Source organism: Arthrobacter sp. 9V (assembly GCF_902506065.1).
Taxonomy (GTDB): Bacteria; Actinomycetota; Actinomycetes; order Actinomycetales; family Micrococcaceae; genus Arthrobacter.
The window spans coordinates 1-11,920 of the sequence record NZ_LR733048.1; the positions used below are offsets into that span (position 1 = coordinate 1).

General features: G+C 61.7%; 12 protein-coding genes and 1 pseudogene. 9 read left to right on the top strand and 4 right to left on the bottom strand.

Annotation, left to right across the window (positions count from 1 at the left end; genetic code table 11):
* Nucleotides 1–132: 132 nt before the first annotated feature.
* From BACI9J_RS23700 to BACI9J_RS23710, 3 genes are all read right to left on the bottom strand, one after another.
* Nucleotides 133–483, bottom strand: a complete 351-nt coding sequence (locus tag BACI9J_RS23700) for a hypothetical protein (protein WP_159736751.1) — start codon at nt 481–483, stop codon at nt 133–135.
* Nucleotides 484–559: 76 nt separating this feature from the next.
* The gene (locus BACI9J_RS23705; RefSeq protein ID WP_236558906.1) at nt 560–841 is read right to left on the bottom strand and encodes a hypothetical protein; all 282 of its coding nucleotides are present in this window, start codon (nt 839–841) and stop codon (nt 560–562) included.
* Between the two features lie 65 nt (nt 842–906).
* Nucleotides 907–1,344 (bottom strand): hypothetical protein, encoded by a 438-nt coding sequence (locus BACI9J_RS23710; RefSeq protein WP_159736752.1) that lies wholly within the window; start codon nt 1,342–1,344, stop codon nt 907–909.
* A gap of 1,401 nt (nt 1,345–2,745) precedes the next feature.
* On the opposite strand from BACI9J_RS23710, the gene BACI9J_RS23715 reads away from it, so the two are divergent.
* The 6 genes and pseudogenes from BACI9J_RS23715 (at nt 2,746) to BACI9J_RS23740 (ending at nt 7,231) form a co-directional block, all read left to right on the top strand.
* Nucleotides 2,746–2,940, top strand: coding sequence for a hypothetical protein (locus BACI9J_RS23715; protein ID WP_159736753.1), 195 nt, complete (start codon nt 2,746–2,748; stop codon nt 2,938–2,940).
* 24 nt (nt 2,941–2,964) lie between these two features.
* Entirely contained in the window at nt 2,965–3,288 is a 324-nt protein-coding gene (locus tag BACI9J_RS23720; RefSeq protein WP_159736754.1) for a hypothetical protein, read from the top strand.
* 42 nt (nt 3,289–3,330) lie between these two features.
* On the top strand, nt 3,331–4,344 hold the full coding sequence (locus tag BACI9J_RS23725) for an ATP-dependent DNA ligase (protein WP_159736755.1): 1,014 nt from the start codon (nt 3,331–3,333) through the stop codon (nt 4,342–4,344).
* Nucleotides 4,345–4,521: 177 nt separating this feature from the next.
* On the top strand, nt 4,522–4,953 hold the full coding sequence (locus tag BACI9J_RS23730) for a LexA family protein (protein WP_159736756.1): 432 nt from the start codon (nt 4,522–4,524) through the stop codon (nt 4,951–4,953).
* Between the two features lie 56 nt (nt 4,954–5,009).
* A pseudogene (locus BACI9J_RS23735) lies at nt 5,010–5,444 on the top strand (Y-family DNA polymerase); the annotation flags it as partial.
* Nucleotides 5,445–6,235: 791 nt separating this feature from the next.
* Complete coding sequence (locus BACI9J_RS23740; protein WP_159736757.1) at nt 6,236–7,231, top strand: PIN domain-containing protein; 996 nt, start codon at nt 6,236–6,238, stop codon at nt 7,229–7,231.
* Here BACI9J_RS23740 and BACI9J_RS23745 read toward each other — a convergent pair.
* Nucleotides 7,220–7,990: an IclR family transcriptional regulator gene (locus BACI9J_RS23745; protein WP_159736758.1), complete on the bottom strand. Its 771-nt coding sequence runs from the start codon at nt 7,988–7,990 to the stop codon at nt 7,220–7,222. The genes BACI9J_RS23740 and BACI9J_RS23745 overlap by 12 nt on opposite strands.
* A 252-nt stretch (nt 7,991–8,242) precedes the next feature.
* On the opposite strand from BACI9J_RS23745, the gene BACI9J_RS23750 reads away from it, so the two are divergent.
* From BACI9J_RS23750 to BACI9J_RS23760, 3 genes are all read left to right on the top strand, one after another.
* Nucleotides 8,243–9,277 carry an ABC transporter permease gene (locus BACI9J_RS23750; RefSeq protein ID WP_159736759.1) on the top strand — a complete coding sequence of 345 codons (1,035 nt, stop codon included), beginning with the start codon at nt 8,243–8,245 and terminating at the stop codon, nt 9,275–9,277.
* Between the two features lie 42 nt (nt 9,278–9,319).
* Nucleotides 9,320–10,282 carry a substrate-binding domain-containing protein gene (locus tag BACI9J_RS23755; RefSeq protein ID WP_159736760.1) on the top strand — a complete coding sequence of 321 codons (963 nt, stop codon included), beginning with the start codon at nt 9,320–9,322 and terminating at the stop codon, nt 10,280–10,282.
* A 64-nt stretch (nt 10,283–10,346) separates the two neighbouring features.
* Nucleotides 10,347–11,900 carry a sugar ABC transporter ATP-binding protein gene (locus BACI9J_RS23760; RefSeq protein WP_159736761.1) on the top strand — a complete coding sequence of 518 codons (1,554 nt, stop codon included), beginning with the start codon at nt 10,347–10,349 and terminating at the stop codon, nt 11,898–11,900.
* Nucleotides 11,901–11,920: the final 20 nt, after the last annotated feature.

The following is an 11,920-nucleotide window of genomic DNA, read 5'->3' on the forward strand; positions in this document are numbered from 1 at the left end:
CTTGCCGCCCGCACCAGGTGAGTAGTGCCGGCCCTTGGGCGGGAACGGCGGTCCGTCGCCGGCAACCACCCACGAGCCGGCCACTTGCGGCGGACCGCCCGCCCACGAAAGGCGAACGGCCCACCCTCCGATCTACTCGCGGCGGTCGTGGAGCGGAATGGCCCCGTACTGTCCGGCTGCGCGTCGGAATCGTGAATCGCTACTGAAGATGAACGTGCCGCCGAACATGTACCACGGGGCAGGTTCATCCTCTGGGGCGACTGGCTCGGCGTGGGTCACGGTTTCGCGGTGGAAGCTCTCGTTTTTGACGATCCGGACGGCGGGCCGTTCCTCGGTGGCTTCGAAAACGGGGTCGATGCCCTCGCCGATGACGGTTACCTCCATGACGCGGGCGGAAATGCCCTGATTGGAGAAGTCCGCGCCCAGGGCGTTGCGGTAGATCAGGGCGGTGATGCCTTTGGGGGCTGTGGTGGCGTTGCTCATGTGCTGGCTCCTTTGAAGTGGTGGGGGGCTGTACTACCCGGCTCTGGCCGGGCAGTACAGCGGTTCTCAGTTCCTGCTAGTGGAAGGTTGGGCGGTGTTCTGCGGCGAACAGGACGGCTATGGCTTCGGTGTGCCAGTCCAGTGCCGCGTATTGCCGGGTGGTGTCCAGTACGGCGGGGTTCACGTGGGCCTCGGCGTTGACGGCTGCGGCCACGCCTCGGATATGTGCGGCGAGGTCTTCGGCTGCGCTGGCGCTGTAGGCCACGGGGGACTTCTCCACGATTGCGGCGAGGGTTTCGAGGAAGACCACGGCTTGGGCCGGGCTGTTGGCGATGCTGCGCTTTTCGGTCATTGTCATTGGTCCTTTGCTGGTTTGGTGCCTTGCCGGGCGGCGGGGTCCGCCCGGCAAGGAGTCGAGGGCTGTTAGGCGGCGGCTGCTGGTTGGAACGTGGGCGGGATGCGGTAGCGGCTGGGAAGCTCTGCGGCGGCTTCGGGCAGGTCTGCCGGGCCTTGGGCTTGCCCGTTCTTCCAGTGGGAAAAAGCCTCTTCGGTGATCGCGTCCCAGTACCGGGCCTTCGTCCGGTAGAACGTCGTTTTCACGTCGCCTTCGCAGTAGGTGGCCATGCCGAACAGGTTGCCGATTGCGTCGGCGGTCCGGGTTCCGGCGACCATGACGTAGGGCCACTGGCCCAAATCCCAGCCGTCAGATCCCCAGCTGGGGATCACGACCCAGCCGTGTTCTCCGATGACGTCCATCCAGTCGTAGCCGTCGTTCATGTGGTAGTCCACGAGCACGGGCACGTCGTGGATGGTTTCGCCGGTGTCCTCGGTCGTGATCGTCTCAACGCTGATTGCGTTCATGGTTTTGTGTCCTTTGCAGAGGATTGGTGAGGGAGCGGTGTGACCCGGCCAGCTACCTTCTTTCCTCCCCCGTTGTTTTTTGGCTGCTGGCGAAGCTTGCGGAGCTGTGGCCGACGGAGGCCTGTCTACCCTTGGGCAAGGGCAGAAAAATCTTGCGGGATCCGAGCTAGCGAGGATCCCTGGCTAAAGAATTTTCGGACCGCAGGCCCCGGAGCCTGCGGAGGGGCTAGACGGGGTGGAGCGGACACATAGAATCCGAAGGACAGCAGCCAAAAAACGTCGTAGACACACAGGACCGGGCACGGCGGAGCTCTGCGACGTCGGGACCGGGCCCAACAGCCGGCCACGGAGCGAAGCGGAGTGGACGCCCAAAAGGGGTGCGAGCCCCGCGAGCATGCTGGCCCTAAGGGGCTAGGCTGGCCTCAATCTTTAGGATGGGACACCTGAACCGTGGAGCTACTCATTGGAAGCGTTGTTGCGGGAGTGGCCGTACTTATCGGTGTTCTCGTGATCGTAAAGCGCAAAGCGCTCAGCAAATTGATGGAAGGTTCTCAGCAAGCAAGGTTTGGTAAGACGGGCACCAAGTTGATGGGTCGGCCAGAGCCTGGGTACATGGTCGTTGTCGGGCTAGGTGCCGTCCTCATTGGAGTGGCGATAGCGATTGTGTTGTTAACCCGCTGACTTCGTAAGAAGGTTCGTGCCGAGTCCAAGGGCAACCTGGCCCGGTAGGGCGGGCCGCCGTGTGGCGGCCCGCCCGGCATCCGGGCTAGCTTCCGTCTCCCTTGGGGACTTTGGAGATGGCGCGGTACGCCAGGATCGCCGCTCCCAGTGCTGTGAGTGAGAGAACGAAGTTCACGATGTCCAGTGGTTCCATGAGGGTTTCCTTATCGTTGAGTAGGACTTAGTCTGAGAAGGAGCCGGTGGCCGCAACCGAAGCGGTCACGACCACCGGGTTTCGTAGCTACACCTACTTCCTTGCTTTACGCTTACGCTTCCGAGTTCCAGCTCGGGAGCGTTTGCTCTTTAAGCGCGCGTTCCGCATGGAGAGTAGAGCGATGACAGCTGTCATCAAGCTCACGACCGAAGTCGCGAGCTTGATCGCTTCGTCGATGCTCATGTAGCCACCTCCTTCCTGCCCCGCCGTGCGAGGCCCCCACGTCGCAGCCGGTCGAGGGTGGGCCGTCAACCCCGAAGAGTGACCGGGGAATCCCGCGAAATAAGGGAGCGCAGCGACCGCGTGGGAGTGCCCGGTTGCGTGGGTTGACGGGTCGGGCCCCCGGACGGCTACGATCAGTGGCCTTGTACGGAGAACAACCCAGCCCCATGTAAGGCAAAAAGAAGCTTTTACAGGCCGAAGCGCAGCGAAGGTCCGTTCTGTTCTTGATCCCTTAGGCTGGGGCCATGGACAAGAAGAAAGCAGCGCTGACCTGGGCGCTTTTGGGGACGGGCTTCCTTGTGTACGGCCTCTACTGTGCCCTGACCACCGGCGGCACCTGGTATCTCATTCCCTCTGCCGTGATCCTGATGGTTTCCGGCGTGGTCTGCGCAGGAAGCGCGGCTCAGATTATGCGACGGCCGGACCCGCAGCGCTACTAGACACGCAACACTCAAAGGAGCAGCATGCGTGGTTTCAAAGTGAACGTCCAGAAAGAAGACAAGAGCGCCGAGCTGGAGATTCAGGGCTTCCCGCATCAGGAGACGGCCGAAGGTTTCGCGAACGAAGTTCACGAAACCTTGCTGGTGTGCAAGGACGAGAACGAGGAGATCACCGGATTCGAAGTTGGCCGGCCCGGCCCCATGGAGCCCCGTGAAGGCGCTCCCGAAGCAGACATCGAAGACTTCATCGATCAGATCACCATGTCCGTCATGAGCCCTGAACCAGCGAACCTGGTCACAGGCGACTCCCCCGTGCGTTTCGCTGTTGAGCAACCGGTGACCTGGTAGCTCAGCGGGCGGGGCTCAACACTGGTCCTTTAGGCTGGGCGCATGGACGAGTCCATTCCGCGGGCACTGCAACCACCGGTTGCTGTTGCCCTGGCGAAGCTCGTCAAGACCTTCCCCGGCCCTGCTGCCCTTCCGGGCGGGATCTGGGCAGAGCCCAAATGGGACGGGTACAGGGCCATAGTTCTAAATGATTCCGACGAAGTGACCCTTTGGAGCCGACAGGGCAAGGAACTCTCCCGCATCTTTCCTGAACTGTGCGCGGCCGTGCGGAACCAGGTTCCGCCCGGCGTGGTCCTGGACGGTGAAGCGGTCATCTGGAACGGGGACCGGCTGGACTTCGAGGCGCTGCAGCGCCGCATGTTCAGCACCAGGGCGGCTCTGCCGGCAATTGTCCATGAACTGCCGGCATCCTTCGCAGCCTTTGACGTTCTGGCCGTTGCCGGGCAGGACATCCGGGGTGTCCCGTTCACGGGCCGCCGGCAGCTGCTCGAGGAACTTGCCCGGGACTGGGCCGCTCCTTTGAACCTCTCCCCCACCACCACGGACATGGAAGTGGCCAAGAACTGGTTGAAGGATCTGCCCGCCACGGGGGTGGAAGGTCTGGTGTTCAAGGGAGGATCGCAGCCATACGATGGCTCGCGCTCCTGGTTGAAGTTGAAGACAAAAACCACTCTGGACGCGGTCTGCGCGGCCGTCATTGGCCCGATCAGCCAACCGCAGGCGATCATTGCCGGCCTGCCGGTCGATGGGCAGCTGCGGATCGTGGGCCGGTCTACAAGCCTTTCCACGCGGGTAGGGCGTGAGCTGGGTCGCCAGCTCCGCCCCGCACAGCCTGGGCATCCCTGGCCGGAACAGATCAGCGAGACCTCGCTGAACAGATTCAGCAAAGACAAAGGACCGGTTCACCTGACACTGGTGGAACCGATCGTGGTCGAGATATCGGCCGACGTCGCGTGGACCGGCAAATCCTTCAGACACGGTGTCGGTTTCGTCCGCGTTAGGCCTGAACTGGACGCTGCCGACGTCGAACTCCCACCGCACCTCAAAAACCGCTGACCCTTCCTCGTCGCGGTGGACGGGTTGTGCCCACTGGGGGCAGGTGGAGCCCTCCGCACAGCTCAAAGCTGTCCCCTATTGGCGTGCAAATCGTTACGCCCGCCCCTGGGCGGCTTATTTCGTCTGACCGCTGGAGTACAGTTGTTAATCGAACATAGTTTCGAATAAAGGTGTGTTGTGGGCGTGATAGTTGGCCCCCGTGTGATAGATGCGGGACTGTCCTTGGTGACGGTGCTAGTGGCACCTGTAGCGGTGGCCGCCGGCTATCCCTCACCCGCCCAGGATTACTTCGACGGCCGGATCGATCTCAACGCGCACCTGGTCAAGGACGTGACCAGCACCTTTATCGTCCGGGTCACCGGCCAGTCCATGGAGCAGGCCGGCATCAGCGATGGAGATGAGCTGGTGGTCAACCGGGCATTGGAACCGAAGGACGGTTCCGTCGTCGTGGCCGTCCTCGATGGTGAGCTGACGATCAAGCGGCTGCGGATCACACCCTCAGGGGTAGTGCTGCAGGCTGACAACCCGTGCTTCCCCGACATCGAGGTTCCGGCATTGTCGGAACTGACGATCTGGGGCGTGGCCACCAGGTGCCTCCACCATGTGTAACGCGCGCTTTCCCGCTAAAGGGGAACACGGTGGCGTCAGTGTCTAAGCCCGCAGTAATGCGTCGGATGCAGGAAATCGCGCACGTGGACGTGAACTGCTTTTATGCCTCGGCCGAGCGGGCGTTCAACCCTTCTTTGGAAGGCAAACCGGTCATCGTGCTCTCCAACAACGACGGCTGCGCCGTGACCCGTTCCCCTGAGGCCAAGCGGCTGGGCATTGCCATGGGGGACCCGTGGTTCAAACTCCGGCCCCGGGCCAAGGAATGGGGCCTGGTGGCCCTGTCGAGCAACTACGAGCTGTACGGGGACATCTCGGCCAGGGTAATGGAGCTGCTGGGCCGTTACTCGGCCTGGCTTGAGGTGTACTCCATCGATGAGGCGTTCCTTGGCGTCAAGGGCGAACCGGACGAGTTGCTTGACCTGGGCCGGGAGATGAAGGCCGCATGCCGGCGGCACGTCGGCGTGCCGGTCTGCGTCGGGATCGCTCCGACTACCGGTACTGCCGCCTATTCGAGAGTGACTTATTCATCGAATTTTCCTTGGGGCGTCCACCACTTGACCGGTGTTCAAGGTGGCAGATGTTGTAGCAGTGGGCCCTGACCAGGCGAAAGCGCTGCATGCGCGGTATGCCAAGCGTGCGCAGCCCTTCGGGCTCACATTGGAGGAACTAGATTTCAAGCATTTCCCCATGCACAACGGGCATCCAGGGATCCCAGTGAAAGCGTGGTTGCGGTTTCCGAATTGCGCGGAGCTGGTTGATGGCGAGGTGTTCGCCTGGACAGCGAAGGCGGCGGAGGTGACGTGGAAGGACGGGCCTTACACCTATCGGACGTGGGTATGGGCGTCGGCGGTGACCCGACGCAAAGAAGTAGCAGGTAGGAATTTGGGAGAGCGGGTAAGAAATGACAGCAACAACGAGTGAAGTAACGAGCGTAGGAACACCGGTCGGTGTGCGGTTCAGTCCCATGGGAGCGCCGTTGGCAGTCCGCCACGATGGGCGGATTTGGGTCGTCGTCGAAGATTCAGTGCATTGGTTCGCCAGGGATTCTTGGTGGGAAACACGTCGCACCGCCCCTGTCGGCATCGGAAATCTAGTGGATATTGAGTATTGGAGAGTACAGGTGAAGCCCTCGGCCAACGCTGCCCTCCGCACCTTCACACTCCGTCTCGAACCACTGGCAGAGCAATGGGTTCTGGAAACGATCAGCTAAGCCCTCTAGACGGTTTCACGTGCAGATGGCCATGGCGAGGAGGGAACTAATGATGGCGGTAGGCTGAACGTCGTGCTGCACCTATTCCTGGATACCTCGACTTGGTTGGACCTCTCCAAGCGCAGGGATGGACAACGATGGATTGTGGCTCTACGCGTGTTGGTCCATCAAGGACAGCTCGAACTGCTGGTCCCCAAAGTCGTGATCGACGAGTTCGAGCGAAACAGAGATCGAGTCGAGGCTTCCATGACCGCCAGTGTTGCCCAACGGTTCAAACTCATCAAGCAGGACATCGACGATTTTGGTGGGACGGACAGCACAGAAGCACTCACCATCGTCGAGGACCTTGCTCGCCATGTGCCCCTCATCGGCGCGATGACAACACGCAACTTTGACGATGTACTGGAACTGCTGAGCGCAGGGCGAGTTTTGCAGCCAACGGATGAAAACCACCGGGCGGTAACAGAGCGCGGGCTCTCCAAGCGGGCACCGTTCCACAAGTCAAAGAACAGCGTTGCTGACGCGCTGCTCATCGAGCTATACGCGACGGCCGCCGGCGAAAATTGCGCTGAAGAAGAGCACTACGCCTTCATCACTTCAAACAGCGAAGACTTCTCCTTACCCAACGCAGACAGGCGAAAACCGCACGAGGACATCGCGATCTTCTTCGATGGCCAAACATCCGTCTACGGCCTCGGTGTTGACGGTCTCGACAGTGTCCTCCGAGAGCGATTTGGCACTGATATCGAGGAACTGTTCGACGAATCGGACTTCGAGGAAGAACCACGACGTTTGGACGCAATTCTTCGCGAAGAGCAGATGCTCTTCGACCGCATTTGGTACCACCGGTCAAAACAGAGTGAGTACCGCTTACGCGACGAAGGGGACGCGGGCGAACTGCAACGGGAACTTGCCATCGCAGGACCTGGCCGTAAGCGCGTCGAACACGTTTATACGGGCCCGGGAGAACTTGGCCCCTACACAGATTTTGAGCTGGGTATGCTCAACGGCAAACTTTCCGCCCTGCGATGGGTCTTGGGCAGCGAATGGGACTTCCTAGACACCTGACTCGTCGGATCCGTCGTGGGGGGTCCACCCCAGCTTCACGGAGATTGCTTCGGCTTCCCGTTGAAGGGGTACCAGAAAACGGGATAGGTTTCGGGTATTGAGTCGGTTCGACGGCGCAGCAACTGTTAAGGACGCCTGGACGCTTCCGCTGTAGTTCCGCAACGCCACCGAGAGGCTGGACAGGCCCACTTCCCTCTCTTCCCAGCATGTGGCGTAGCCCCGTCGGGCAATCTTTCCCAGCTCTTCCCGCAGCGTCTCGTAGTCTGTGATGGTGTTGGACGTATATGCCTTCAGCCCTCGACTGATGTAGCCATGGACATAGTCCTCTGCCTGGTTGGCGAGCAGGACCTTGCCGGAGGCCGTGGCGTGCAGGGATGAGCGGCGGCCGCTGTTAGCGACCATGCCGAACGTGCTGCTGGTCTGCCCGCGGTCCAAGTACAGGACGTTGTCGTCGTCCAGGATGCCGAGCAGGACCGCGGCATTGGTTTCGGTTGCCAGCCGGTCCAGGTGAAAGCGCGAGAGCTTGGTCAGTTCAATCGACCTCACCACAGCACTTCCCAATTCATATATGCCCCAACTGAGTTGGTAGCGCGCGTCCGCGTCCTTGGAGACGAGCCCTTCCACTTCGAGAGTTTTCAACAGGTTGTAGGTCGCCGGCTTACTCAATTCGACCCGGCGTGCCAGATCACTGAGTGACGTGGGACGGGAGAAACGTCCCAGCGCCTTCAGAAGGTGCGCGGCACGCGCGACGGACTGCACTGTGCGTGGCGGCCTAGCCGGCGAATCAACTGACCCGGGCACGGGCTGAGGCAAGACTGTTTCTCCCATGCAAACAAGTATGCGGCTCATCACAAGCGTTAGCAAGCGCTGAACGGTATTTGCTATTGGCTATTGCTTGGGGCGGGCCGAACTGGCTACCTTCGAATCAACCCCAAATGTGAGCTGAATCGCCAAAACAGGCGCAGACCTAGGGACGGCGAAGTCCCGGCACTCCAATCAAAAGGAAATCTCATGAGCACGCAGAAGATTGCCAGCGTGGGCAACCTGAAGGACGGAAATGAGCGACCGTCGAACACCCCCGAATCGGTCAATCCCCGCAAGAACGCCGTAGTTCGGATCTTGAAGCAGGGGGCCATCGGATGGGTCCTCCTGGCTTTGTGCGTGGTGGCCTACATCGCCACCCCGTACTTCCTCACCGTTGACAACCTGATCATCGTCGCCCGGCAGACGGCTTTGGTTGGCGTGGTGGCGGTGGGAATGACCTTCGTCATCCTGACTGCAGGCATCGATCTGTCCGTCGGCGCTGTTGTCGGCCTCACGGCAGTGTCCGTTTCGTATTGCCTGGCCAACGGCTACGGCATCGCTGCCGCTCTCGCCGCCGGCGCCGTGGTTGGCCTGCTCGTCGGTGTACTCAACGGTGTGGGCGTAAACCTGGCGAAAGTTCCGCCGTTCATCATGACGTTGGGGATGATGACCATGGCCCGTGGCATCGCGTTGACGCTATCGAACGGAAAGCCGATCGGCGTCGGCGCTGAAGCCGAGGCCTTCTCTTGGATCGGGGCCGGTGACGTTCTGGGAATTCCTGTTCCCGTCCTGATCTTTGCAGTGGTCGCCGCTGTCGCGGCGTTCGTTCTGCGCTACACCTCCTTCGGCCGCGCCGTCTACGCCGTTGGTGACAACCGCGAAGCTGCCCGCCTGTCCGGTATCAGGGTCAAGCGCACCCTCTTCATCGTCTACGTCATAGCAGGTCTCTTGGCAGCGCTCACCGGCATCATCTACGTCAGCCGGTTGACCGTGGGCGAGCCGACCGCCGGCATGAGCCTGGAACTGGACGCCATCGCCATCGTCGTTATCGGAGGCACGAGCCTCTTCGGCGGCCAGGGAAAGATCTCCGGCACCATCATCGGCGCCGCCATCGTCACTGTCCTGTCCAACCTTTTGGACCTGCTGGCCGTCTCTTCCTTCACCCAGCAGATCATCAAGGGCGTCATCGTCATCGCCGCAGTCATTCTCGAACGCATCCAGAACCGCCACAGCAACGACTAACACCCCACCCCGCCCCGCACTTACTCAAACAGGGAGAACACCATGTTCCGCAACAAGAAGAGCCGCGCAGCGGTCGCCATCGTCGGCGCCCTCCTGGTCGCCTCAACCGCCGCAGCCTGCAACCGCGGAGAAGCCGGCGCCGCTGGCGGCAAGACCGTGATCGGATTCTCGCAGGCAACCATGAACCACCCGCTCCGCGTGGCCATGGTCGACGGAAACGTCGCCTACGCCAAGGAGCACTACGCCGACGTGGAGGTTAAGGTCTCCGACGGCCAGAACAGCGCACCCACACAGGTCGCCAACATGGAGTCGCTGATCGCTCAGCACCCGAAGGCCATCATCCTCTCCCCTGTCACCTCCGACGCCCTGACGTCTGTGGCCAAGAAGGCCATGGATGCCGGCATTCCGGTCCTGACGGTCGACCGGCAGGTCAACACGCCCGTGACGTCGCACATCGGCGGCGACAACAAGGCCATTGCCGTCTCCGTCGGTGAATTCCTCGGCGAAAAGCTTGGTGGCAAGGGCAACATCATCGAGATCCAGGGAACCTCCGGCGCCTCGGCAACGACCGAACGCAACAGTGGCTTTGCTGACGCGATCTCCAAGTTCCCCGGCCTGAAGATCGTCGCCTCCACCGACGGTGATTACCAGCGCAACAACGCCACCAAATTCATCGAAAACAACATCCAGCGCTTCAAGTCCGGCGAAGTCACCGCCGTCTACGCCCACAACGACGAAATGGCACTCGGCGCCCGCCTGGCCCTCGAGCAGGCCGGCGTCGCCGACAAGGTCACCATCGTCAGCATCGACGGACAAAACGAAGCCATCCAAGCCGTCGCCGACGGCAAACTCACTGCGACGTTCACCTACCCGTACGGGGTTCCCGAGGCCATCGAAGCCGCCTACAAGGCAGCCAAGGGCGAGACGGTCGAGAAGTCCATCGTGTTGAAGTCGCAGCGCATCGATCAGGACAACGCCAAGGACTTCATCGGCAAGGGCTTCTAGCCTTCACCCTGGCCCCCGGGCCTGACCGCACCTTCATCGGCAACTCATCCACCGGAGCATCACAATGAACACAGAACCAGACAACAGCCCCGCAGCTGCCCCAGCAGCGCCCAAAGGGACTCCGCTGTTGAAGATGGACAAGATCGGCAAGCACTTCGCCGGAGTCATTGCCCTTGACGGGGTGAGTCTGGAAATCGGCACCGGCGAATGCCATGCACTCGTTGGCGAAAACGGGGCCGGGAAATCCACCCTCATGAAGGTCCTGTCAGGCGCTTACACCGCCGACGCGGGCACCGTCAGCATCGACGGTGCCCGCGTCGAAACCGGCAACCCCCGGCGTATGGCCGACCTGGGCATCGCGGTGATCTACCAGGAACTGACCCTGGCACCCCACCTGAGCGTCGCCGAGAACGTCTTTCTTGGGCGGATGCCGCGAACGAAGCTCGGCATTGTCGACTGGGCCAGTGCACGCAGGCAAACCCGGGAAGCCCTGAACCGGCTGGGCGTCACTATCGGCGTCGATGTGCTGGCAGCCGATTTGAGCATCGCCCAGCAGCAGATGGTCGAAATCGCCAAAGCCCTGACCCAGAACGCGCGGCTGCTTGTCCTTGACGAACCTTCGGCGGTCCTGGGCGACACCGAGATAGCCATGCTGTTCGACATCATGCGGTCTTTGAAGTCCGAAGGCATCTCCTTCATCTACATTTCACACCGGATGAAGGAGATCTTCGAGATCGCCGACAACGTCACGGTGTTGCGCGACGGCCGGACCATCGCAACCCAGCCCGTCGCTGACATCACCGCAGACGGGCTAGTTAGCCAGATGGTGGGCCGGGAGCTGAGCAACGTTTATCCGCCACGGGACCGGGATCCCAAGGGCGTTGTTTTGAAGGTACAGAACCTCAACGGCGGCCCACTGGTCAAGGATGTCAGCTTCGAACTCCGGGCCGGGGAAATTGTCGGTATCGCCGGCCTGGCAGGTGCCGGGCGTACGGAAATCCTCCGGCTCATCTCCGGCGCAGACCGCAGGGCGTCAGGCACCGTGGAGCTGTTCGGCAAGCCCGTTGACTTTGCCAATCCCCGCCAGGCAGTTGACGCCGGCATCGGCCTGCTGCCCGAAGACCGCAAAGGCCAGGGCCTGTTCCTCAGCCACTCAGTCGCGTTCAACATCTCGGCCGCGGACCTTTCCAAGTACTCCACGGCGGGGGTCCTTAACCTGGGCTCTGAGAAGCAGAAGGCCAACGAACTGATCAAGAGCCTGCGCATCAGGACCCCCGACGCCGCGTTCACCGTACGGAACCTGTCGGGCGGCAACCAGCAAAAGTGCGTCCTGGGCCGGTGGCTCGCCGCCGGATGTTCGGTGCTGCTGGCCGACGAACCAACCCGTGGCGTGGACGTCGGGGCCAAGCAGGACATGTACCGGCTGCTCAACGAGTTCGCCCAGGAGGGCCTCGCCGTCCTGTTCGTCTCCTCGGAACTGCCCGAAGTCCTCGGATTGGCCGACCGGATTCTGGTCATCCGGGACGGGGAAGTTTCCGCAGAGCTTGACGGTAAGACCGCAACGGAGGAATCCATCATGCGCCACGCCACCGACCACGGCGCCGCTGTCGGTCTCTGACAGCACCAGCACAGAGCCAG